Origin of the sequence: Dorea sp. YH-dor226, assembly GCF_039832105.1 — a bacterium.
In the GTDB taxonomy this organism is placed as follows: Bacteria; Bacillota; Clostridia; order Lachnospirales; family Lachnospiraceae; genus Dorea_A.
In genome coordinates this window covers 53,294-76,652 of sequence record NZ_JBDOHS010000013.1, presented here as the reverse complement: position 1 = coordinate 76,652, position 23,359 = coordinate 53,294, and the positions used below count along the sequence as shown (strand labels likewise).

19 protein-coding genes and 1 other annotated feature are annotated in these 23,359 nt (G+C 44.0%); of the genes, 13 read left to right on the top strand and 6 right to left on the bottom strand.

The window, feature by feature from the left end:
* Positions 1 to 206: 206 nt before the first annotated feature.
* Positions 207 to 431 (top strand) — a binding site (T-box leader).
* 63 nt (positions 432 to 494) lie between these two features.
* The 4 genes from leuS to ABE547_RS11275 all read left to right on the top strand — a co-directional run bounded on the left by leuS (position 495) and on the right by ABE547_RS11275 (position 5,144).
* Positions 495 to 2,924: a leucine--tRNA ligase gene (gene leuS / locus ABE547_RS11290; RefSeq protein WP_347378878.1), complete on the top strand. Its 2,430-nt coding sequence runs from the start codon at positions 495 to 497 to the stop codon at positions 2,922 to 2,924.
* Positions 2,925 to 3,056: 132 nt separating this feature from the next.
* On the top strand, positions 3,057 to 3,236 hold the full coding sequence (locus tag ABE547_RS11285; RefSeq protein WP_347378877.1) for a hypothetical protein: 180 nt from the start codon (positions 3,057 to 3,059) through the stop codon (positions 3,234 to 3,236).
* Positions 3,237 to 3,428: 192 nt separating this feature from the next.
* The gene (locus ABE547_RS11280) at positions 3,429 to 4,526 is read left to right on the top strand and encodes a radical SAM protein (protein WP_347378876.1); all 1,098 of its coding nucleotides are present in this window, start codon (positions 3,429 to 3,431) and stop codon (positions 4,524 to 4,526) included.
* Positions 4,527 to 4,529: 3 nt separating this feature from the next.
* Positions 4,530 to 5,144 carry a TetR/AcrR family transcriptional regulator gene (locus tag ABE547_RS11275; protein WP_347378875.1) on the top strand — a complete coding sequence of 205 codons (615 nt, stop codon included), beginning with the start codon at positions 4,530 to 4,532 and terminating at the stop codon, positions 5,142 to 5,144.
* A gap of 66 nt (positions 5,145 to 5,210) precedes the next feature.
* On the opposite strand, the gene ABE547_RS11270 is transcribed toward ABE547_RS11275, so the two are convergent.
* Positions 5,211 to 5,798, bottom strand: coding sequence for a TetR/AcrR family transcriptional regulator (locus tag ABE547_RS11270; RefSeq protein ID WP_347378874.1), 588 nt, complete (start codon positions 5,796 to 5,798; stop codon positions 5,211 to 5,213).
* Positions 5,799 to 6,002: 204 nt separating this feature from the next.
* Between ABE547_RS11270 and ABE547_RS11265 the strand changes: the two genes are divergently transcribed.
* From ABE547_RS11265 to pcp, 5 genes are read left to right on the top strand one after another with little or no spacing between them, the layout of a single operon-like run.
* Positions 6,003 to 9,281 (top strand): M14 family metallopeptidase, encoded by a 3,279-nt coding sequence (locus tag ABE547_RS11265; RefSeq protein ID WP_347378873.1) that lies wholly within the window; start codon positions 6,003 to 6,005, stop codon positions 9,279 to 9,281.
* Between the two features lie 31 nt (positions 9,282 to 9,312).
* A complete protein-coding gene (locus tag ABE547_RS11260; RefSeq protein WP_347378872.1) occupies positions 9,313 to 9,993 on the top strand; it encodes a DUF969 family protein in 681 nt (226 codons plus the stop codon).
* A gap of 20 nt (positions 9,994 to 10,013) precedes the next feature.
* Positions 10,014 to 10,961 (top strand): DUF979 domain-containing protein, encoded by a 948-nt coding sequence (locus tag ABE547_RS11255; protein WP_347378871.1) that lies wholly within the window; start codon positions 10,014 to 10,016, stop codon positions 10,959 to 10,961.
* A 22-nt stretch (positions 10,962 to 10,983) separates the two neighbouring features.
* Positions 10,984 to 11,994 carry a peptidase gene (locus ABE547_RS11250; RefSeq protein ID WP_347378870.1) on the top strand — a complete coding sequence of 337 codons (1,011 nt, stop codon included), beginning with the start codon at positions 10,984 to 10,986 and terminating at the stop codon, positions 11,992 to 11,994.
* A gap of 26 nt (positions 11,995 to 12,020) precedes the next feature.
* The gene (gene pcp / locus ABE547_RS11245) at positions 12,021 to 12,665 is read left to right on the top strand and encodes a pyroglutamyl-peptidase I (RefSeq protein WP_347378869.1); all 645 of its coding nucleotides are present in this window, start codon (positions 12,021 to 12,023) and stop codon (positions 12,663 to 12,665) included.
* A 541-nt stretch (positions 12,666 to 13,206) separates the two neighbouring features.
* Here the strand turns inward: pcp and ABE547_RS11240 are convergent.
* The 3 genes from ABE547_RS11240 to ABE547_RS11230 form a co-directional block, all read right to left on the bottom strand.
* Entirely contained in the window at positions 13,207 to 14,004 is a 798-nt protein-coding gene (locus tag ABE547_RS11240; protein WP_347378868.1) for an iron-containing alcohol dehydrogenase, read from the bottom strand.
* Entirely contained in the window at positions 13,970 to 14,116 is a 147-nt protein-coding gene (locus ABE547_RS11235; RefSeq protein WP_347378867.1) for a hypothetical protein, read from the bottom strand. Before ABE547_RS11235 ends, ABE547_RS11240 begins: the two co-directional genes overlap by 35 nt.
* A 140-nt stretch (positions 14,117 to 14,256) precedes the next feature.
* Positions 14,257 to 14,733 carry a hypothetical protein gene (locus ABE547_RS11230; protein WP_347378866.1) on the bottom strand — a complete coding sequence of 159 codons (477 nt, stop codon included), beginning with the start codon at positions 14,731 to 14,733 and terminating at the stop codon, positions 14,257 to 14,259.
* A 148-nt stretch (positions 14,734 to 14,881) separates the two neighbouring features.
* Between ABE547_RS11230 and mscL the strand changes: the two genes are divergently transcribed.
* Positions 14,882 to 15,301: a large conductance mechanosensitive channel protein MscL gene (gene mscL, locus ABE547_RS11225; RefSeq protein ID WP_235250521.1), complete on the top strand. Its 420-nt coding sequence runs from the start codon at positions 14,882 to 14,884 to the stop codon at positions 15,299 to 15,301.
* 77 nt (positions 15,302 to 15,378) lie between these two features.
* Here the strand turns inward: mscL and ABE547_RS11220 are convergent, their stop codons facing one another.
* Positions 15,379 to 16,074 (bottom strand): YkgJ family cysteine cluster protein, encoded by a 696-nt coding sequence (locus ABE547_RS11220; protein ID WP_347378865.1) that lies wholly within the window; start codon positions 16,072 to 16,074, stop codon positions 15,379 to 15,381.
* Between the two features lie 117 nt (positions 16,075 to 16,191).
* Here ABE547_RS11220 and ABE547_RS11215 point away from each other — a divergent pair, with 117 nt between their 5' ends.
* From ABE547_RS11215 to glf, 3 genes are read left to right on the top strand one after another with little or no spacing between them, the layout of a single operon-like run.
* Positions 16,192 to 17,352, top strand: coding sequence for an exonuclease SbcCD subunit D (locus ABE547_RS11215; protein WP_347378864.1), 1,161 nt, complete (start codon positions 16,192 to 16,194; stop codon positions 17,350 to 17,352).
* 3 nt (positions 17,353 to 17,355) lie between these two features.
* Complete coding sequence (locus ABE547_RS11210; protein WP_347378863.1) at positions 17,356 to 20,529, top strand: SbcC/MukB-like Walker B domain-containing protein; 3,174 nt, start codon at positions 17,356 to 17,358, stop codon at positions 20,527 to 20,529.
* Positions 20,530 to 20,531: 2 nt separating this feature from the next.
* Entirely contained in the window at positions 20,532 to 21,671 is a 1,140-nt protein-coding gene (gene glf / locus ABE547_RS11205; RefSeq protein WP_347378862.1) for a UDP-galactopyranose mutase, read from the top strand.
* A 56-nt stretch (positions 21,672 to 21,727) separates the two neighbouring features.
* Here glf and ABE547_RS11200 read toward each other — a convergent pair whose 3' ends face one another.
* The gene (locus tag ABE547_RS11200) at positions 21,728 to 23,353 is read right to left on the bottom strand and encodes a CTP synthase (RefSeq protein WP_347378861.1); all 1,626 of its coding nucleotides are present in this window, start codon (positions 23,351 to 23,353) and stop codon (positions 21,728 to 21,730) included.
* Positions 23,354 to 23,359: the final 6 nt, after the last annotated feature.

Sequence of the window (23,359 nt, the reverse complement as noted above, 5' to 3'; positions counted from 1 at the left end):
TCCGGCGACTGTCTAACAGGAAAAGTGTAAGACTAAATGCTGCATTTGTGGAAGTGGAAATAGATGTAAGACTAAAATCCACTTTCCCTCCTTCAAAGTGGAAATAAACTTTTCACTTCAGTCTTTGGAAAATAATGCAAGATAGTTGTGGTTGGGGGTTGACTTATTTTAACATTCTTCTTATAATATATAGGCAAATATATAAATGAGAAACGTTGAAGAGGAGTATTAAGAGCCTATCGTTTTCAGAGAACTGCCGGATGGTGCAAGGCAGCAAGCGTAATCTCCCAACTCGCCTCTGAGTTCTTCTGCTGAATGAGAGCGTAGGCAGAAGCGGGCCCTTCCCGTTACAGAAGAAGATGAGTGCACTGGACGGAAACCGTCAGTGAAGAAGAGTGGTACCACGGAAATTCAGCCTTTTCGTCTCTTAAGAGATGAAAAGGCTTTTGTTACGTGTGAACATACCAGGAAGAAAAAACAGGAGGAACAGAAAAATGTCAAAAGTACCTTATAATCATAAGGCAATCGAAAAAAAATGGCGTGAAAAATGGGAAGAAAACCCGGTAAACGTTCAATATGATGAGAATGGCAATAAGAAACAGAAGTATTACTGTCTGGATATGTTTCCATATCCGTCAGGAAATGGTCTTCACGTAGGACATTGGAGAGGATATGTAATCTCTGATGTATGGAGCCGTTATAAACTGCAGCAGGGATATTATATTATCCATCCAATGGGATGGGATGCATTTGGCCTTCCGGCAGAAAACTATGCGATTAAGATGGGTGTGCATCCGGCAATCTCTACAGAAGAGAATATTAAGAATATCAAACGTCAGATCAATGAGATCGCTGCGCTGTATGACTGGGACAGAGAAGTGAATACGACAGATCCGGAATTCTATAAATGGACACAGTGGATCTTTGTAAAGATGTTCAAGGAAGGTCTTGCTTATGAGAAGGAATTCCCGATCAACTGGTGTCCGTCCTGTAAGACAGGTCTTGCAAATGAAGAGGTCGTAAATGGAAAATGTGAACGCTGTGGTACAGAGGTAACCAAGAAGAATCTTCGTCAGTGGATGCTTCGCATTACCAAATATGCGGACAGACTTTTAAACGATCTGGATAAACTGGACTGGCCGGAAAAGGTGAAAAAGATGCAGGCTGACTGGATCGGAAAATCCTACGGTGCAGAGGTTGATTTCCCGGTAGAAGGCAGAGAAGAGAAGATTACGGTCTATACCACAAGACCGGATACACTGTATGGTGCGACATTTATGGTTCTTGCACCGGAGCACGAACTTGCGAAGAGCCTTGCAACAGATGAGACAAGAGATGCTGTAGAAAAGTATATTTTTGAAGCTTCCATGAAGTCTAATGTCGATCGTATGCAGGATAAGGAAAAGACAGGTGTATTTACCGGAAGCTATGCGATCAACCCGTTAAATGGAGAAAAGACACCAATCTGGCTGTCTGATTATGTACTTGCTGATTATGGTACAGGGGCAATCATGTGTGTACCTGCACATGATGACCGTGACTTTGAGTTCGCAACCAAGTTTGGTATTCCGATCATTCAGGTTATCGCAAAAGACGGTAAAGAAATTGAAAATATGACAGAAGCATATACAGAAGCTTCCGGAACCATGATCAATTCCGGCGAGTGGAATGGTATGGAGTCTGCTGTTCTTAAGAAGGAGGCACCACACATTATCGAGGAGCGTGGTATCGGACGTGCAACAGTGAACTACAAGCTGCGTGACTGGGTATTCTCCCGTCAGCGTTACTGGGGCGAGCCGATCCCGATCGTACACTGTCCGGATTGTGGATGTGTACCGGTGCCGGAGGAAGAATTACCGCTTCGTCTGCCGGAGGTAGAATCCTATGAGCCGACAGGAACCGGTGAATCACCACTTGCAGGTATTGAAGAATGGGTAAACTGTACTTGTCCTGTATGTGGAAAACCGGCAAAACGAGAGACCAATACGATGCCGCAGTGGGCAGGATCTTCCTGGTATTTCCTTCGTTATGTAGATAATCACAATGATAAAGAACTGGTATCCAGAGAAAAAGCAGACGAGATGCTTCCGGTAGATATGTATATCGGTGGTGTAGAACATGCCGTACTTCACCTTCTGTATTCCCGTTTCTATACGAAGTTCTTATATGATATCGGTGTGGTAGACTTTGATGAGCCGTTCCAGAAACTGTTCAATCAGGGAATGATCACCGGTAAGAACGGTATCAAGATGAGTAAATCCAAGGGAAATGTCGTATCTCCGGATGATCTGGTAAGAGATTACGGCTGTGATTCCCTGAGAATGTATGAGCTGTTCGTGGGACCGCCGGAACTGGATGCAGAGTGGGATGACCGTGGAATCGACGGTGTAAACCGCTTCCTGAAACGTGTATGGAATCTGGTGATGGACAGCAAGGATGCAGACGTTCAGCCGACTAAAGAGATGATCAAAGAGCGTCACAGACTGGTGTGCGATATCACCAAACGTCTGGAAAGCTTCAGCCTGAATACAGCAATCTCCGGATTCATGGAGCACAACAATAAGCTGATTGAGATCGCCAAGAAAGAAGGAGGTATCGATAAAGAAACCCTTTCTACCATGGCAGTGCTTTTGTCTCCATTTGCTCCGCATATTGCAGAGGAGATCTGGGAACAGTTGGGACATGAGGGCAGTGTATTCACAGCCGGATGGCCGACCTATGATGAAGAGGCTATGAAGGATGATGAGATTGAGGTGCCGGTACAGATCAATGGTAAGACCAAAGCAGTCATCTCCATCTCAGCAGATATCTCCAAAGAAGATGCGATTGCAGCGGGAAAAGAAGCAATTGCAGATAAGTTGACAGGAACGATCGTAAAAGAGATCTATGTTCCGAAGAAGATCATTAATATTGTTCAGAAATAATATAGGGAAAATAGTGTGGGTGATAGGAATATTACCTGCACTATTTTTTTGAAAGAAAGTTTAATAAGGCTTTACACTTTTTAGCAAAACCCTATAATGTAAATATAAAACATTAGAAAGGGGTATGAAAGGATGAGCGATGAGATGACAAGAGAAGAACTGATTTCGATTACCATTGATAAATATACAGATTTACAAAGGATAAAAAAAGCAAATGGTGGTTATGAAAATTCAGAACTAGATTACCAGATTAAAGTTGTGACAGCGAAACTGTCTTCTTTAGGAATATCGGTAGAAGACATTGCATTGTAGATATTGAGAAAATGAGAATTATTAAAGTGTAAAGTCTTGTTAAACTGTTGGGCAGGAAAATGCTGAAAGGATTGATGTTTCTCTTCTGTATAAAATTCAATATTGACAGCTAGTGCTTACTAGCCTTATAATAAAGCTAGTAAGCACTAGCTTTTTCTGCTTTGGAAGGAGAATAATGAAGGGAGATAAAATATGTCAGAATGGAATCTTGAAGAATATCTAAGTCACGGTGTGGATCGAATTATAAAGGGGATTCTGAAGGCCTCGCTGCAGAATCCAAAGGAAAGTATCTTTATGATGCAGTATGCAAAGGACAGCAGGCGGGCGAGGGAGATTCGAAGGACACAGGAAGAGGAAGGAACACACATTCCGCCGTTTCTGATCGCAAGTATCACGAATCAGTGTAATCTGCATTGTAAAGGCTGTTACGCAAGGGCGAATCACAGCTGTCATGATCGGGGAACCTGCGAGAACGGAAGCCTGCGGGCAGAGGAGTGGAAGCGGATCTTTGATGAAGCGGCGGAGCTTGGAATTGGTTTTGTCCTGCTCGCAGGCGGAGAACCGACGATTCGTCCGGAAGTCCTGGAGGCAGCCGGAAAGCAGAAAAAGATTCTGTTCCCGGTTTTTACGAACGGAACATTGATGAAAGATTCGATTTTTATGATCTTTGAGAAGAACCGGAATCTGATACCGGTATTCAGTATCGAAGGGGATGAACAGACAACGGATACAAGACGTGGAGCCGGGACATATCAGATGCTGGTGCATCATATGGAAAGATGCAAAAAAGAAGGCATTCTGTATGCGGCATCTGTGACAGTACATAAGGACAATATGGAAGAAGCGTTGTCGGATTCGTTTCTGCATAAGTTATCAGATAAGGGGTGCAAAGGTGTGGTATATGTAGAATATGTACCTGTAAATGGCAACACCCGGAACCTGGCTTTGGAAGATGCAGACAGAGACAGAATGAATCAGAGGCTGGATCAGATCAGAACGGAACGGGAAGATATGGTATTTGTATCATTCCCGGGAGATGAAAAGAGCTCAGGCGGATGTCTGGCGGCAGGAAGAGGCTTCTTTCACATTAATGCAGCCGGTGGAGCAGAGCCATGTCCGTTTTCTCCGTATTCCGATACCAGCCTGAAAACGATGTCTTTGAAAGAGGCACTGAATTCTCCGTTATTTGTAAGGCTCCGGGAAGAGGGGCATCTGGAACGGGAGCATATCGGAGGCTGCGTGCTGTTTGAACAGGAAAATGAAGTAAGACGTTTGCTGGGAGATGATTAAGGGATGAATACCAAAGAAAGAATCGTGGATGAAGCATTGACTCTGTTCTCCGTACAGGGATTTAAGGGAACCACTGTGAAAAATATCGCAGATGCAGTGGGGATCAAGGACAGCTCTATCTATAAACATTTTAAAAGCAAACAGGAGATTCTGGATGCAATCGTGGATCAGATGAAAGGCCGCATGGAAGAATTGTCAGGTACGCTTGGGATTCCGCAGGATATTGACGAGGACTCTGTGATGACAGCATACAAAGATCTTTCCTTACAGGAATTACAGGAAATCAGCCGCAAGGCTTTTCTGTTTTATCTGAAAGATGAATTTATGTCCCGCTTCTGGCGTCTGTCTCAGATGGAACAATATCAGAACCGGGAAATCTATAATATATACAGAAGTATCTTTTTTGAACAGAGTATCAAGTATCAGACAGAACTTTTTGCGGAGATGATCCGTCAGGGCGCATTCCGGGAGGCAGACCCGGAAGTGGTTGCGGTAAACTTTTATGCGCCCATCTACTTTCTGCTCAGCAAATATCAGGAAGAAAGTGATGTGGAAGAGGCCTTGCGGATGCTGGATAAACAGATAGAAGAGTTTTATCATATTTATAAAAAGCAATAAAATCAAAGACAGCCGTTGTCAGTGATCCTGAAAATGAAGGAATACAGGCAACGGCTGTCTTTGGTTTTATTGGGTGATTTTGAGAGAATCAATAAATAATCGAATCATATTCTGTGATTCATCTGCCAGCGAATACGAGCAGCGTTCCAGCAGCCAGCAATAGACAACTCCACGCTGAATTCGTGCATAGGTGTGTGTGTAATCATTGGCGGAACGTTCGGATGATATGGTTCCGTCTTTCTGACCCTCCTGGAACAGAGATAATACAACCTGGTAGTATGGACGATTTTCGCTGAGAATAAAGCGTTCACTGGAACTCATAACCTCATATCCGTATAATTGTGGCAAAAAAATGCGGTAGGGAGAATCTTCGAGTAATCTTGAAGTATACTTATCAAATGCCAGTAATTTGTCGGCAGCACTCAGGTCAGCATCGATGGTCTCCAGCCAGTCTGAGTAGTTGGAATCAAAGAATGATGCCATTCGGAAAAGCAGATCTTCTTTTGCGTGGAAGTGATGATAAAAACCACTGCGTGAAGTTTCTGATTCTTTGAGAATATCATTTAAAGTTGTCTCTTCGTATCCTTTTTCAAGAAATAATTTCCATGCAACTTCGATTATTTTATCTTTTGCGTTCTTTTTTTGTGTATCCATTGTAGTAGCACCTCTTCTTTCTGTATTTTACTTTATCATATCGTTAATTGGTTGACAAGATGAACTTGTGCAGATATAATTAGGAATATAGTACAGTACATGGTACGGTACTGTAGTACAAAATCATGTACGGGATATAGTGCGATAAAGGTTATGTTTTAAGATAAAACAGATGATAAAAATATATGGAGAGGAGAGAGAAGTTTGAAGTATCAATTCAATGACAAGATTGCTTTGACAAAAGACAGAGACTTTCAATATAAAAAAGCCGCGATTGAATATGCAAGAGCTCTGGGATTTTTGTGTGAAGCAGCTGTGTTTCCGGTCACAACATGGGGGGAGGGGCTTCCGGTTCCGGATGCAATTACGGACATGACTGAATTACAGCCCATCCCTGAGAGGGAAGCGAGTATGATTCCGGAAGGATATGTGGCTTCTTCAGATTCTCCTCTTCCGATACCGGAGCAGGATCGGAGAAAGAGGAAGGGACTGGAATGTATCTTTTCCAAAGGATCGTTTCTGAAGGATGACAATCTGGATGAACTGCCGGATCGGATGGATGTTCATCTGGTTTTGCGGGAAGGTGCGTCGGATGCTCAATTTGCGGCAGCGGTTAATGTGGCGTTCCGTCTGGGAATGGAGACGACCGGATATGAGGATATTCTTTTAAGAGAATGTTCGCTGCCCGGGAATGAAATTATATTTGTTGACGGAGAGGAGTTTTCGGTATCCTACGAAGACACGCAGAACGGAGTGAAGGTGTATATAGCAGGAAACGGAGAAGCGCTGGAGTCGGGAATTGGAATGTTGTGCGAGACATTTCCGCTTCAGGGAGCGTTTGATACCTGGGTAGACCGACTGGAGGAAATCGCCGAAGGGTTTGCGATGCAGACACTGGACGGACAACTTGCTTATCTGGAGGCGGCGGGGAAGAAAGAAGGGGCAGCAGCCTATGTGGATGCAACGCTGAACAGCCGAAGAGATGCGGTTGAAAGCTGTTTCCCGGATACTACATTTGCAGGATACAAAGATGATGAACTGATCTATGAAAAGGAATATGACATTGCCTGGGAAGTGGATGAACTCAGAGAGATTCTGGAAAAAGAGGTCTATCCGAAGATAGAAGCGGGTGATCGGATCAGAATCTTTGCTGCAGTCAGCGAGGACAAAAAAGTAAGAGCAGAACTTGAAGATGAGATACGGGAAAACGTTTTGAAAAAAGGTGCAGTGTCAGAAGTGGATGTTATCTGTTCCTATAAGCAGGGATATTCCTGGATCGATGAAAAGGTGAATCCGATCCTGACGTCAAAAGAGAATGTGGACCGTGTAGAGATCTTTTTCAAACCATTTTTGCCGGAAGGACAGACAGAGTGGCTGGATGAAGATGGCGCCACACCCAAATACAACAATGTAAAAGATGATCTGAATCACTGGTATGATCTTCCGATCCGTTATCTTCAGGAACTTTATCCGATAGAGGATACGATTGTGGAGACAGTCGGAGTTGAGAAAGATCATGTTGTATTTCAGGTCTATGAAGGAACGGAGGATCTGACATATCTGGTCAGAGCACTGGACGCGGAACACACCGTGGTCTATGAAGACAGCTATCTTGCGGCAAACAGTGAAAGAGCATATCTGGATGATTTCCCGCAGCTGGGAAAGGTGCATCCTGCTACCGGCTTTTTAAGAGTCTGGAAGAATGGAGACGCAGTTCTGAATGAACGGATCTGGTCGGATGTGGAAAAAATATGGGAGATTTATCAGACAGAAGTGCTGCCTGAGGTGCGTGCATATACCGACCGGATTACGGAAGGAGAAGACATGGTGGAAGCGCAGCCATTCTTTTCAAAGCTTCAGCTCGATATTGTGGCCAGCGAACCGAATGAGATTCTGAATTCAAGAGAAGATTTATTCTCGACTCTGGATGGTCTGCATGAAGATCTGTATTTTGCAGGGACGGACTATTTTAAAAACTATGGTATAGAAAAATGTGGAAAGATAACGGATGCACCGGGACTCATTCTCCCGGTTGTAAAAAAAGGAGAAGGAAAGCCATATTTTAAAGTTTCGCTTTATTCATCAAAGAAAAAATGTCCAACCATCGTGTGCGGCGATAAAGTAATCACATCTGCTGTAAAGAAATGGGATGTGGATATCTGGATGAAACGGCTGGAAGTAAAAGAACATAAAACGATTGTTACTTTACATGTCGGCAATGTCGATGAAGCGTTGGTGGCAGCTTATGCAAAACTGATGGAGGCAGGGGTGCTGGAACTGTCCGGACGTCTGTATGGAATTGATGTACTTCGGTTTGAGACGGATACGCATACGTATTCTGTGGGTATTGCTCCGGTAAAAGAGGAAGAAAAGACAATTCGGGTTGAAGATATCGATATATTGGAACATACACTGATCGGATATGAGCAGTGTGTAGAGCTTTTGAATCAACTGAAAAGAGTTCCTGGAATTAACGTATATCAGACTACGCATTCCTATATGGGACGAAGCTTATACGCTGTGGAGTTAAAACCTCATCTGGAAGGATATATTTCCAGAGTCAAACGCATTACCAATCATCCGACAGAAATCATCAACACAAGGCATCATGCCAATGAGGTGTCAGGTACGAATGAAGCGTTTATGTTGCTTAAGACACTCCTAACGGATAAAAAATATGAAAATGTTGCGGATAATATGAATCTTATTCTGGTTCCGATGGAAAATGTGGATGGAGCTGCAATTCATTATGAACTGCAGAAAGACAATCCAACATGGAAATTACATGTTGCAAGGTTTAATGCGATTGGAAAAGAATTCTATTATGAGCATTTTGTGGATGAGACAATTCATAAAGAAGCAAAGGGATTAAAACGGCTGTTTATGAGACACCTTCCGGATTTCCTGATCGATAATCATGGCGTTCCAAGTCATGAGTGGGAACAGCAGTTTTCCGGATATACGTCTCCTTCCTATCGGGGATTCTGGCTTCCGAGATCTCTGATCTACGGATATTTCTTTCATATTCAGGAGGAAAGATATCAGAGCAATATTACGTTGAATAAAAAAATGGAGGATGCGATTGCGGATGCATTTCTTAAGGACGAAGCAATTACAAAGGTAAATCTTTCATGGGCGAGACAGTTTGAAAAATATGCACATGCATGGATGCCAAAACTGTTCCCGGCAAACTATTACAAGAATATGATCAATTACTGGATTCCAAGTCCGTATAATCCGGAACATCGATATCCATCCATAAAATATCCATGGATTCTGAGTGTGGATTTTGTCAGCGAGGTTGCAGATGAGACGGCACAGGGTGATTACTTATATGAATGTGCCAGATCACATCTGGTACATGATTTGGCAATCATCGACATGATCATAAACTGTTCTTATGTCTATGAGAAAGAATGGAACTATACGAGCGATGACGTTAAAGTGACTATGACGAGAAAGCGTCCGGTTATTGCTCGATAGAAAATAAAACATATTTCAAAGGAGGAGAAAAATGGAATATTTAAAACTCATCGGAATCTTGATTGTAATTTTAGGTTTTGCATTGAAACTGGATTCCATCCTGATCATTGTTGTTGCGGCTGTGGTAACAGCTTTAGTTGGCGGCCTGGGGCCGGTAGGACTGTGTGAGACCCTTGGTTCAAGCTTTGTGGCAAACAGAAGTATGGCAATCTTCATTCTTGTAATGCTTGTAACAGGAACACTGGAGAGAAACGGATTGAAAAATGCTGCTGCAGCACTGATCGGAAAAGTAAAAAATGCATCACCGGGAGTTGTAATCGGAGCATATGGAGTCATGAGATCCGTATTTGCTGCTTTTAATGTAGGATTTGGCGGTGTTGCAGGATTCGTACGTCCAATCATTATGCCGATGGCAACCGGTGCGATTGAAGCGAAAGGCGATGTGCCGAACGAAGAGCATGTGGAAGAGTTAAAAGGTATGGCTTCCGGTATGGAAAATATTGCGTGGTTCTTCTGTCAGGTATTGTTTATCGGTGGTGCCGGTGGATTGCTGGTACAGTCTACCTTAGAGCCGCTGGGATATCATGTGGAGCTTGCGGATCTTGCGAAAGTGGAGGTCCCGGTAGGTATCTTTGCTGCGATTGTTGCGATTGTATATTATGTAATCAAGGATAAAGCTCTTTGTAAAAAGTACTACAAAAAGGATAAATAAGCAGGAGGGGGGACACAGATATGTCATTTTTTACCAGCGCAGACTTTACACTTGGACAGAAATTACTGGAAATCATTTATATCATCATCGGTTTATTAACCATCTATACAGGAATCAAAAACATAAGAGATGAAGAGAATCCTTCACGCATTGGTACTGGTGTCTTCTGGTGCGTACTGGGTGTTGTACTGGCGTTTGGACGCTGGATACCGGCAGTTTTGGACGGCGTTCTGATTCTGATCATGTGTGTACCGGCAATCATGGGTAAGGTAAAAATTGGAAAATCCAATGCACCGACAGAAGAGAAGGTTGCGGACACATACAGTAAAGTAGGAATGAAGGTATTTGTACCGGCACTTTCTATCGGTATCGGAGCCATCTGTTTTGCTTTATTCCTTCCGACTCTCGGAGCAATGGTAGGAATCGGAGCAGGTATTTTTGTTTCTATGATTCTGCTGATGCTGTTTAACAAAGAAAATAAACCATCTACATTTTTAAATGACTCGGAAAGACTGATCTCTACCGTAGGACCTCTTTCCATGCTGCCTATGCTGCTTGCAAGTCTGGGGGCAATCTTTACAGCGGCAGGAGTCGGAGATGTGGTGGCAGGAATCGTTGGAAATATCATTCCGGAAGGCAATGTCAATGTTGGTATTATCGTATTTGCAATCGGTATGGCATTGTTTACGATGGTTATGGGAAATGCATTTGCTGCGATCACCGTTATGACGGTTGGAATCGGTGCTCCGTTCGTACTTGCTTACGGTGCGGATCCTACCATAATCGGAATGCTGGCACTGACCTGTGGTTACTGTGGAACGCTCTGTACACCGATGGCAGCGAACTTTAACATCGTTCCGGTTGCACTTCTGGATATGAAGGATCGATTCGGAGTTATTAAAAATCAGGTCGTTCCGGCAATTATTCTTTTGATTTTCCAGATCTGTTACATGATAATCATGAAATAGTAATATAAAAGGAAAGAGTCATATGGAACAAATTGATTCTGTCCAGAACCAGGAGATTGTCCGTGGAGCCAATATCATTGCACAGAATTGGCTCCATTTAAAAATGAGACAAAAGGTTCTGATTGTAAGCAGCGAGATACATCTTGCAGAAGTGCAGATTCTGAAAAACGCCTGTATGGAATATTCTCTGCAGGTAGATCTGATGGTCGTGGAGGAAAGAGGGAAAAAGGTTGGTGTATTCTTTGATAAGAATGAAAGAATATTTGATGACTATGATGTCATCATTGGGGCAACCGACTACTCCCTGGTTACTACCAGAGCGGTGCGGAGGGCGATCTCAGAAGGGAAAAAATATCTGTCACTTCCGCTGTCAACGAATGACGGGCGATCCATGCTTGGTTATTCATTTTTGCAAATGGATACAAAGAAAAGCAAGTTGATGGCAAATGTAATAAAAAAATATGTAGACTCAGCAACCTTCCTGCATGTGACAACAAAAAGAGGGACAGATATCAGCTTTCGGAAAAAGGGAAGAAATGCAGGCTTTTTCAACGGAGATGTCAGAGATGGAAAAGGATTTTCCTCGGCCAGTATTGAATTATATGTTCCCATAGAAGAAGATCAGACAGAGGGAGTCGTGTATCTGGATGGATCACTCGGATATATCGGAGCAGTCAGGAAACCATTTCGGATTGAAATCCAAAATGGAAAGATTGTGTTCATTGAACAGACAGAGGATGGGAAACGCCTGAGAGAGTATCTTGAAAGCTTTGAAGACGAACGTATGTATACTGCCGGTGAATTTGGTATCGGGCTTAACTCTTATGCGAAATGCATCGGAAATTGCTATATAGAAGATGAATCGGCATATGGAACGTATCACATCGGTTTTGGAAGAAATCTGGCGCTTGGAGGGGCATATGAAGCAAGCGGACATTTCGATCTTGTGATGCTGGAACCTGATATATATACGGATAATCGAAAAATTATGGAACGGGGACGAGTGATTGTTCCGGAACCCCAGTTGTATTAAGAGTAAGAAAGGAGTCGGTGAAAGAGATGAAAATATTAGTAACAGGATTTGACCCGTTTGGGGGAGCAACGATCAATCCTGCATACGAGGCGGTCAGACATCTTCCGGATCAGGTGTATGGAGCTGATATCATTAAAATTGAGATTCCGACTGTGTTTGGAAAAGACGAAGCGGTGATGAGGGCTGCTGTGGAAGAACATAAGCCGGATGTTGTACTCTGTGTAGGGCAGGCAGGCGGAAGATCCGGAATCACAGTAGAAAAGGTGGCAATCAATCTGATGGAAGCCAGGATACCGGATAACGAAGGAAATCAGCCGCTGGATACGCCGATTAAAGAAGATGGGGAAACGGCTTATTTTGCAACTGTGCCGGTGAAGCATATGGTGCAATACATGCAGAATGCGAAGATTCCTGCGCGGGTATCGTATACGGCAGGTACGTATGTATGCAATGATATCATGTATCGGCTGCTGTATATGATCGAGAGAGAACATCCTGATATGAGGGGTGGGTTTGTTCATGTTCCGTATCTGCCGGAACAGACGGTCAGTCTTCCGGACGGCACACCAAGCATGTCATCTGAGATGATTGCGGAGGCATTAGTATGTGGAATCAGGGCAATTATTGAGAATCAGGAAGATGCAGGAATTGTCAGTGGAGAGATCCAGTAAGATGTTTTTTATTGAAGTAGGGCAAGCGGGGCTTTGATCAGAGCAAGTGAAGCGTTGGTTATCGTAATTACCATCGAAAATTCTCAAAGAGAATTTATACATGCAAATAATTGAGGCAAAATCCATCAGGAAACAAGATAAAAAGTTTGTGATGGAAAATCCCAGTGCGATTTACCATCAAGATATCAAATGTCAAATTTATGAATGAAAATATTCTTGTGATTTACCATCAGGAAATTAAAAATCTGGTATGTGAATGAAAAAGAGCAGAAAATATACCATCAAAAAATGAAATATCAAATCTGTGATTGTAAACAGTTATGTGAATATGTGATCAGAGAATCAGATCTCAGATACCACAAGGGAGTGTTGCTTTTGCGACACTCCCTTTAAATTCAGGAAATTATCTTATCGGCTGTCAAGGCGGGTTACGATCATGTGTACGATGTATGGAATCAGGATCACCGGAATTGCCAGGTATGCAATCGTACTGTATGCTTTCTGGATCAGTGTAAGAAGTCCGAACTGTGCGATGGAAAAATCAACGATACAGCAGACGAAAGCAACGATAATATCCCGTGAAGCAGGACGTCCGGGGTGTGCGGTTCAGCTGATAGATTTTTTCAAATTCGTCATATTGTCCATCTACGAGAAGAGCCAGAAGAACGCCGAATCCGACGACCTCTCCGTGCAGATGTTGTTCTTCAATGACAGGATAACTGGTCAGTGCGTAGAAGATGGCATGTGCCAGACCGCTGTTATAGTCTGGTGTGAAGTCTTTCGTCAGGAAGATGGATGCGATGCCGGTGGTCACTACAATGGCAAGAACGACCTGTTCTACGTCATAGGTGCAGAGAGTGTTTCTATGGTCTGCCAGTGCTTTTGGCCCGTATTCCAGCAGAGGATCCCGACACATGGAACTTACGGCAACTCCCAGTGCTGTAAAGTGTTCAAGCCTTTCATCCCGGGATGAAATGAGCGCTTCATAGTACTTGGCGTAGGTGTCACCGATTCCAGCCCACATATACAGAGACGGCGCTTTTGTAATTATATCTGTATCAATGAAAGCATGCATGGCAGGTCTGACGAAAAAGTGTGGATGTAAAAAGGTTCCGTCCTCGTTGTACATAATAGAAACAGACGTACATGCGGCACAGTTGGATGCAATGGTAGGAAATACCATGTCAGCATCCTGATATACAGGAAGCGCACGGAGTTTCTCTACGCCGGCGTAAGTGCAGTCTTCTCCGTAAAGCTCTGCTCCGATGATTTTAAGACCGGTCTGGTCTGTGTAATTCCTGATTTTATGATATGCGGCTTCCAGCGCTTTTTTTTCCACCGATGATCAGAACTGTTTTTCCATAAGATTCGCATACGGGACCGATTCTGTCGTAGATGTGATCGCCGATGGAATAGTTTGGAAGATGAACTTCATAATTTTCAAGTCTCATAATATTATCCTCCTGGTATAAAAAAGAAAGATACGAAGGTGTACTAACCTTACGGTTCATACATCTTCGTATCTTTCGGTATTATCCTACCATGAAATCTGCCGGATTGCAAGAAACGCTGAGAAAATCCGGCAATCCGGTCAGCAGAGAACGATTACCTTGCGCGGTGTGGCCAGCGGAGGAATGCTTCTGGTAGTTGTCGTATAATATACAATCAAAAACTGTCCTTCCGGCGAGCAGAGATAGGGCTGTCCGTTGGAGGTTATAACTTCTGTGGATGATGAGATATTCAGTTTCAGGAGATTATCTTCGGCGGTCAGTGTTTCGTCAAAATATCCTGCAAATATACTTTCACGGGGATTTCTGCGGCTGATAATGACAGCCTGATACTGGGGCGGATAGATCAGCGGCACCGGAAGACTGGCATCATAGAATGCAGTTACCGTTGTGCCGGGCCGAAGCCGGGCTTCCCCGGCAATGTAGGTGTCAGGGCTTATGACAAAATTACTGATGCCGTTTGGATCCCGGACACTTATCATCTGACGGCAGCAGTCACCCTCAAAGGGAGTAATGGTCTGGACGGTTCCGTTGATGGGAGTCAGGGTTGATAATGACATAATACGAACTCCTCTTTTTCATTTAATATATGTTGTGAACTGGATTTGGTCATCAAAAATATATAGGAAGAAATTGTGAACAGGCAATGCAGGAAGATATGCTTTGTGCTATAATAGGAAAAACGAATGAGACAGGAGGAGTCTGAGAATGAAAAAATTTATGAGTGAATTTAAAGAATTCATCAGCCGTGGCAATGTCATGGACATGGCAGTCGGCATTATCATAGGCGGAGCGTTTACCAGTATTGTGTCTTCGCTTGTGGAGGATATCATCAATCCGATCCTCGGAATGTTTGGGGGAATGAATTTTGACCAGCTTCATATAAAGCTTCTGGGGGAAGCAACACTGAATTACGGGAAATTTATTTCTGCAATCCTTAATTTCCTGATTATGGCTCTGATCGTGTTTATCATCATGAAGACGATGAACCGGATGGCTGAAAAGTTTAAGAAGGAAGAAGCACCGGCAGCGCCGACGACAAAGGTATGTCCGTTCTGCAAAAGTGAGATTGCAATTGATGCGACCAGGTGTCCTCATTGTACCTCTGTCCTGGAAGAAAAAGAATAGAGTATACCAGAAAATGAATGATGGGACTGCAGCGGCAGTCCCATTGCTTTATGTAAAAGAAGTGTGATCTACAATCGTCAGATATGAAAGAACAGTCTGGACTTTTCCAGTCTTTCATAGAACTGCGGATAAAAGTCTTCTCCTGACTGATAAGGAGTAAGGTAAAACTGTTTTAACACATGCATGCTCAGAGTCTTTGCAATACCGTCGCCTTCTGTGTTGCTGTCAGATGTATCAGCAAAATTTTGGCTTAATATGTAATCCTGCATGTGTTTCAGGAAATAATGCCAGTCTGAGATGTAGGTTTCATAGGTTTTCAGGTTTGGAGTATCGATCCATTTTTTTATCTTTACCTTGGACTTATCCGTTTTCGGACATTCGTGAACCTGAAGAAAATACTGGAAAGAATTCTTTTCATAAAAACGTCCGAGCGGAAAGATACGGCAGATACCGGGACGGAAAGAGTGGATGCTGCACCGGCCTTCGTCTGTTAAAAAGGTGCAGGCTTCTTCAGGACCGGCCATTTTCAGGTGGGGAAGAATAAGTCCGTCCACGACTCCCAGTTCAAAAGAGTCGGATAACAGCTGTTCAAAAGAGACATGGAGTCCTTCGGATATGCGAAAACTATCCAGCGGATCCAGTACAATGGAAGCGCCCATACCGCGACAGCAGTCAGAACAGCCGATACATCCTTTACAATCTGTTTTTGCCATATCATTACTGCTGTAGAGTCTTCCGTCGGATACTTCAGCAAGATCAATTTCTCGTAACATGTAATATACCTCGCAAGCTTATTTGCAGCGGTTCTGACATGCGATTCGCATGTTGACTGCTAAGAAGATTATAGTGTAATATGGTTTCAGATGTAAAGTAGGAAGGAATTATTTTTTATGAAGTTTTTTCATCTCTCAGATATGCATATCGGAAAACAGCTGCACCGGTACAGCCTGAAAGAAGATCAGGAAGCGATCCTTTGGGAGATCACGGATTATGCCTGGAAGATTCATCCGGATGCCATTGTGATTGCCGGAGATATTTATGACAAATCGACCCCGTCCGCAGAGGCAGTGACGATATTTGACCGATTTCTGACCGGACTGGCAGAAATTACACCGAAGATTCCGATTCTGATCATAAGCGGCAACCATGATTCTGCGGAGCGTCTCCAGTATGCTTCAGAGATCCTGAAAAAAAATCATATATACATGGCAGGATCTGTACCGGAGACGGAAGGAGAGAGAATCCGGAAAGTGATCCTGAAAGATGAGGAAGGGGAGGTTGATTTCTATCTTCTCCCATTTATGAAGCCGTCTTATGTGAGAAATGTATTCAGAGATAATCCGCCGGAAAGTTATTCAGAAGCAGTGAAGAGAATCATCGAGAGAGAAAATATCGATTATGACACCAGGAGAAATGTTCTGGTATCTCATCAGTTTTATGTCGGAGACGGCGGAGAGGCTCCCAAGACCTGTGATTCGGAAGTTTGTTCTGTCGGGGGAATCGATCAGGTAGATACAGCAGGTGTAGCGGGATTCGATTATGTGGCTCTTGGTCATCTTCATGGAGCACAGAAGGTGGGGAGTGAGAAGATCCGTTACTGTGGGACGCCCCTTAAGTATTCGGTCAGTGAATGTGGACATCATAAAACTCTGACTGTGGTGACACTGAAATCCAAGAAGGATGTGCTTCAGATCGAAGAACTGCCGCTTCATCCGATCCGCGATGTCAGAAAAAAGACGGGAACACTGGAAGAGATTCTTGCCGGGGCGAGGGAGGAAGAGAGAGAAGATTATGTCAGCATTACCCTGACAGACGAGATAGATCCCTATAAACCAAGGGAGCAGTTGGAACGGGTATATTCACATGTTCTTGAGATCCGTGTGGATAACCAGAGAACAAGGAAAAAGCTCGAGGAGACAGAAGAAGAGCCTGAAGTGAAGGATCCATTTTCTGCTTTTGAGGATTTTTATCGTGAAATGCAGGGAAAGGATATGTCGGAGGAAGAAAAGAAGGTTATGGAACAGATCTTTGATGAGGTGAAAGGAGAGTAGAGGTTGAAGCCTGTTAGATTAGTGATGTCAGCATTTGGCTCCTATGCCGGAAAAGAAGAGATTGACTTTTCGAGAATGCAGAATGGTCTTTTTCTGATCACCGGGGATACCGGCTCCGGAAAAACGACAATTTTCGATGCAATTACATACGCACTGTATGACAGAACCAGCGGAGGCAACCGTGATGGAAATATGATGAGAAGCCAGTATGCGCGGGAAGATACAGATACGTATGTCATCTATACATTTTTATATCAGGGACAGGAATATACGATTCGCAGGAATCCGGAATATCTTCGTCTTGGAAAACGAAAATATGCAGACGGTTCCCCAAGATATGTAAGAGAAGCTTCCAAGGTGGAACTGTTTCTTCCGGATGGCAGCGTATACCGGGGAAAAAAGAGAGAGACAGATCAGAAGATTGTGGAGATCATGGGGCTGGATGCCGTGCAGTTTACACAGATTGCGATGATTGCCCAGGGAGATTTCCTGAAGCTTCTGCTTGCAGAGTCAAAAGAGCGGAAAAAGATATTTTCCAGAATCTTTCAGACCGGCATCTGTTATCGGGTTCAGGAAGAACTGAAAAGAAATGCCGGACAGTTATACCGGAGTCTGGAAGAGAATCTGGACAGAGTAAAGACGGAAATGAAACGAGTAGAATGGGAAGCGTGTTCACAAGAGCAAAAAAACAGGTGGTCTTTACTTTTGCAGGAGGATATTCCAGTCAAAGAGGAGATACTGGAAGAACTGAAAGGAATTATAAAAGAGTATGACAGTATTGAAAAGCTGAGAAAAAAAGAGATGGATACCATTCAGAACGATCTGGATATCCAGCGGGAAAAGCGCAGGGAAGCGGAGCTTGTCAATGCAATGTTTGATTCCTATGAGACCGTCTGTGAACAGGAATTGAGGTGGAGGCAGAGGCGGGAAGAGTTCCTTCAGATGGAAGGATACCTGGAACTTGCGAAAAAAGCAGAAAAGGTATGGACAGCTGAGGCAGAGTATCTGCGAAGCAGGGAGCAGAAGGAGCAGATTACAGAAGAACTGAATAGTCTGAAGACAAGGATGGAAGCGGTGAAAAAAGAGATAGGAGTGCTTCAGGCAGAGAAGGAGAAAAAGGAGCAGGAATATCGGGCAGCAGATGAAACATACAAAGGTCGTATCATCCGATTAAAAGATATTCTCCCCGGATATGAGAAGGCAGAAAAAGTACATGAGAGTATCCGGAAATTACAGAAGAAGCAAGAACAGTGTCTGCAGCTGATCCGCCAGGGGGAAGAACGGCTGAAAACATGTGAGCAGAAAAGAAAGCAGGCAGAGCAGGATCTGGAAGCCTATCAGGAGAGCAGATTTCTTGTGGATCGTCTGAAGATTAAGAAAGAGCAGCTGGATGATCTGATACAGGAAGTGAAGGAACTGATTCGATGGAAAGAAAGGCTTTGTCTCCTCGAAAAAGAGTGTAAGGATAAGAAAGAAAAGGCTGACCGGGGACTTTGCGAGTATCGGAATGCTGCGGCAAGGTATGAGGAAATCTATCAGTCATTTCTGGATGAACAGGCCGGGATCCTTGCACTGGAGCTTCGGGAGGGAGTGCCGTGTCCGGTCTGCGGATCCACGGATCACCCGAAGAAATGTATCCTGAAAGAGGGTGCGCCATCACAAAAAGAAGTAGAAGCGGCAAAAGAAAGGCGTAACCAGGCAGAAAAAGTAAGAGATGCTGACGCTTATGATTTCCGGGAATCTATCCTAAGATACCAGGCTCAAAAGGAAGCTTATGAAAAGGCGTATGTGAAGGTGTGTGGGAAGGAATCGGAAGCAGAAAGTACGGAAGCGGATGGTCTGCCGGGACGCCGGGAAGAGGAACTGAAAAAAGAGATACAGACAGTTTCGCGAAAGCTTCAGCAGGCAGATCGAGAGGCAGCTCTTTGGAAACGGGCAGAACAGGATCAGAAGATCCTGCGCCGTGAAGAGGAGCAGCAGAAAGAAGCATGGGGAGAGAAAAAAGAACATCTCGCAGAGATCCAGACGAATATCCGTGTCATGGAAGCTGAGGAGAATGCATGGAATGAACGTCTCCCATATCCGCAGAAGGAACAGGCCGTACGGGCAGTAAAAGAGATGGAGACATGTCTGGATACAGCAAGAAGAACTTATGAAAAAGCAGAGCAGAAACTTCGGCAGATGACAGAAGATCTTCGACAGACAGAGGGAAAACGGGACAACAAAGAAATGACGCTTACGCAGTGTGTGGAGTCGGAAGAACACTGGAAATCCGAATATACGAAGTTGCTGTCTGAACAGGGATTTGCCAATGAAGAGCAGTATCGCACAAGCCGGATGGAATCGGATCAGATGGAGAATGTGGAACGAAACATCCAGGAATATCAGATACAGGGAAGAGAACTCGCCGGGAAGAAAAAGATTCTGGAAGAGCAGCTGAAAGACAAGCAAAGAAGAGATCTGGAATCCATGAAAAGCAGCCTGGATATGCTGGAGGAACAGACCCGTGGGCTTCGGGAAGCGTATATGCAGCTTTATACGGTCAATCAGAAAAACCGGGAAGCAAGAGAGCATCTGAAGAAGTACTTTGAGATGAATGGAGAAATGCAAAGAAGGTATGAGATGATCGGGAATCTGAGCAGGACGGCAAACGGCAGCCTGAGCGGCAGTGCAAAACTGGACTTTGAAACTTATGTTCAGAGGCAGTATTTTCGTCAAATCATTCATGCGGCTAACCGGAGGCTGGTACAGATGACGGGAGGAGAATTCATTCTTCAATGCAGGGATGTAAAGAGCCTTGGAAGTCAGGGACAGGCAGGGCTGGATCTGGATGTGTACCATATGGCCAGCGATTCCGTGCGGGATGTGAAGACGCTGTCCGGCGGAGAGTCATTCATGGCATCCCTTTCCATGGCACTGGGGCTGTCTGATATTGTTCAGAGTACAGCGGGAGCGATCCGTCTGGATACCATGTTCATTGATGAAGGATTTGGCTCACTGGATGATGCATCGAGAGAGCAGGCGATCCGTATATTGAACGATCTGGCGGGCGGTGACAGACTGATCGGTATCATTTCCCATGTAAATGAATTGAAAGAACAGATCGACTGTCAGCTTACAGTCAAAAAGACGGAAAAAGGAAGCAAAGTACAGTGGTCGGATGAAAGGAGAAAATAAAGATGAAATATGATTATCTGATAGTAGGAGCCGGATTATTCGGGGCGATCTATGCACACGAGGCAGTCAGACGGGGAAAGAAGGTTCTGGTGATCGATAAAAGATCTCATGTGGGAGGAAATATCTATACGAAAGAAGTTGAGGGAATACAGGTGCATGAGTATGGCGCCCATATCTTCCATACATCGGATCAGGAAGTGTGGGATTATGTGCAGCAGTTTGCGCAGTTTAACCGCTATACAAACAGTCCGGTTGCCAGATATAAGGATGAACTATACAATCTGCCTTTCAACATGAACACGTTCAGTAAGATGTGGGGAATCAAGACTCCTGCGGAAGCAAAAGCAATCATAGAACAGCAGATCCGTGAAGCAGGAATTGAAGAGCCAAAAAATCTCGAAGAACAGGCACTTTCTCTGGTTGGAAAAGATATCTATGAAAAACTGGTAAAAGGATATACTGAAAAGCAGTGGGGGAAACGGGCAACAGAACTTCCAAGTTTTATCATCCGCAGACTTCCTGTAAGGTTTGTCTATGACAATAATTATTTTAATGATAAATATCAGGGAATTCCGATCGGCGGGTATACGCAGATGATAGAAAAGATGCTCGAAGGAGCAGAAGTACGTCTGGAGACAGATTATTTTGCACAGCGAAAGGAGCTGGAGCAGGAGGCTGAGTATATTGTGTTCACAGGTATGATCGATGAATACTATGATTACTGCTACGGAGAGCTGGAGTATCGAAGCCTGCGTTTTGAGACAGAAGTGCTGGATGAAGAGAACTATCAGGGAAATGCGGTTGTGAATTATACAGAATATGAGGTTCCATATACGCGTATCATTGAACATAAGCATTTTGAATATGGTTGCCAGGGAGGCTATGGCAATACAGAGACAACGGTAAATCCAAAGACGGTAATCACTAGGGAATATCCTGCGGCATGGAGCAGAGGATGTGAGCCTTATTATCCAATGAATGATGAAAAGAATAATGCATTATATCAGAAATACCTGGCACTGGCTGAAAAGGAAACTCGTGTGATCTTTGGAGGACGACTGGGAATGTACCGGTATTATGATATGCATCAGATTGTCGCGGAAGCGTTAAAATGTGTGAAGAAGATGATGGATCGGATATAATAAAAAGGGATGGCTGCAAATATTTTGCAATCATCCCTTTTAAATCGTTATTTTTCTTATAAAGTCTCAGTCCGGTGTTCGTCCTGGTATTGCAGAGCAGCTTCTATGAATCCTCTGAATAACGGATGTGGTCTGTTTGGTCTTGACTTCAGTTCCGGATGTGCCTGTGTTGCAATATACCATGGGTGTTCCGGTAACTCAATCATTTCTACGATTCTGCCATCCGGAGAAAGACCGGAGAGCTTCATTCCGTGAGAGGTCAGATCATCGCGGTAGTCATTGTTGACTTCATAGCGGTGACGATGACGTTCGCTGATATTTTCCTTTTTATACAGTGCATATGCCTTTGAAGTCTGATCAAGAACACATGGATATGCACCTAATCTTAAAGTTCCGCCGATATCTTCAATTCCAATCTGCTCCGGCATGATGTGGATGACCGGATGAGTGGTATTCGGATCAAGTTCTGCACTGTGTGCATCATTAAAGCCAATGACATTTCTTGCGAATTCCACAATGGCGAGCTGCATACCGAGACAGAGACCAAGGAACGGTATCTTGTGTGTACGGGCATACTTGATCGCCTCAAGTTTTCCTTCGATTCCGCGATTCCCAAAACCGCCTGGAACCAGGATACCGCTTACATCTCCAAGAAGCTCATCGACATTATCGGCAGTTACCGTCTCAGAATCGATCCATTTGATATTCACGGTCGCGCGACTGAAGATACCGCCGTGTTTTAATGCCTCTACAACGCTGATGTAAGCATCATGAAGCTGAATATATTTGCCGACCAGAGCGACAGTGACTTCTGTATTCGGATTTTTCAGAAAATCTACCATTTCCTGCCAGTCCTTTAAATCCGGTTCCGGGCAGTCCAGATGGAGACATTCACATACAACTCCGGCGAGATTTTCTTCTTCCATTGCAAGTGGTGCTTCATAAAGATATTCCACATCCAGATTCTGAAGTACATGGTTGGATGGCACATTACAGAAAAGCGCAATCTTATCTTTAATTCCAACATTCAGAGGATGTTCAGAACGGCAGACCAGAATATCCGGCTGGATACCCATTCCCTGAAGATCTTTTACACTTGCCTGGGTAGGCTTGGTCTTCATCTCCTGAGAAGCTTTCAGGTAAGGAATCAGGGTGACATGAATCAGGATTACATTCTCGCGTCCTTTTTCATGCTGGAACTGACGAATTGCTTCCAGGAAAGGCTGACTTTCAATGTCACCTACCGTACCACCGACTTCTATAATGGCAATTTCTGTATTCTCGGCAGCAGGATTACGATAGAAACGGGACTTGATTTCATTGGTGATGTGTGGGATTACCTGAACGGTTCCTCCACCGAAGTCTCCGCGGCGTTCCTTCTGTAGAACGGACCAGTAGATCTTACCGGTTGTTACATTTGAATTTTTGCTCAGACTTTCATCGATAAATCTTTCATAATGTCCAAGATCAAGATCTGTCTCAGCACCGTCATCGGTTACAAATACTTCACCGTGCTGTACGGGATTCATGGTTCCCGGGTCAATGTTGATATAAGGATCGAATTTCTGCATGGTCACAGTGTAACCACGTGCTTTAAGCAGACGTCCGAGAGACGCAGCTGTGATTCCTTTACCCAATCCGGATACGACACCGCCTGTAACGAATACATATTTTACTGCCATAATTTC

Excerpts from the sequence above, each read along its gene's own strand:
- ABE547_RS11285 (WP_347378877.1), top strand. The coding sequence starts at position 3,057 with ATGAGCGATGAGATGACAAGAGAAGAACTGATTTCGATTACCATTGAT.
- mscL (WP_235250521.1), top strand. The coding sequence starts at position 14,882 with ATGAAAAAATTTATGAGTGAATTTAAAGAATTCATCAGCCGTGGCAAT.
- ABE547_RS11215 (WP_347378864.1), top strand. The coding sequence starts at position 16,192 with ATGAAGTTTTTTCATCTCTCAGATATGCATATCGGAAAACAGCTGCAC.
- ABE547_RS11235 (WP_347378867.1), bottom strand. The coding sequence starts at position 14,116 with ATGAGACTTGAAAATTATGAAGTTCATCTTCCAAACTATTCCATCGGC.
- ABE547_RS11255 (WP_347378871.1), top strand. The coding sequence starts at position 10,014 with ATGTCATTTTTTACCAGCGCAGACTTTACACTTGGACAGAAATTACTG.
- ABE547_RS11275 (WP_347378875.1), top strand. The coding sequence starts at position 4,530 with ATGAATACCAAAGAAAGAATCGTGGATGAAGCATTGACTCTGTTCTCC.
- ABE547_RS11220 (WP_347378865.1), bottom strand. The coding sequence starts at position 16,074 with ATGTTACGAGAAATTGATCTTGCTGAAGTATCCGACGGAAGACTCTAC.
- leuS (WP_347378878.1), top strand. The coding sequence starts at position 495 with ATGTCAAAAGTACCTTATAATCATAAGGCAATCGAAAAAAAATGGCGT.
- ABE547_RS11280 (WP_347378876.1), top strand. The coding sequence starts at position 3,429 with ATGTCAGAATGGAATCTTGAAGAATATCTAAGTCACGGTGTGGATCGA.
- ABE547_RS11270 (WP_347378874.1), bottom strand. The coding sequence starts at position 5,798 with ATGGATACACAAAAAAAGAACGCAAAAGATAAAATAATCGAAGTTGCA.
- ABE547_RS11250 (WP_347378870.1), top strand. The coding sequence starts at position 10,984 with ATGGAACAAATTGATTCTGTCCAGAACCAGGAGATTGTCCGTGGAGCC.
- ABE547_RS11230 (WP_347378866.1), bottom strand. The coding sequence starts at position 14,733 with ATGTCATTATCAACCCTGACTCCCATCAACGGAACCGTCCAGACCATT.
- glf (WP_347378862.1), top strand. The coding sequence starts at position 20,532 with ATGAAATATGATTATCTGATAGTAGGAGCCGGATTATTCGGGGCGATC.
- ABE547_RS11200 (WP_347378861.1), bottom strand. The coding sequence starts at position 23,353 with ATGGCAGTAAAATATGTATTCGTTACAGGCGGTGTCGTATCCGGATTG.
- pcp (WP_347378869.1), top strand. The coding sequence starts at position 12,021 with ATGAAAATATTAGTAACAGGATTTGACCCGTTTGGGGGAGCAACGATC.
- ABE547_RS11260 (WP_347378872.1), top strand. The coding sequence starts at position 9,313 with ATGGAATATTTAAAACTCATCGGAATCTTGATTGTAATTTTAGGTTTT.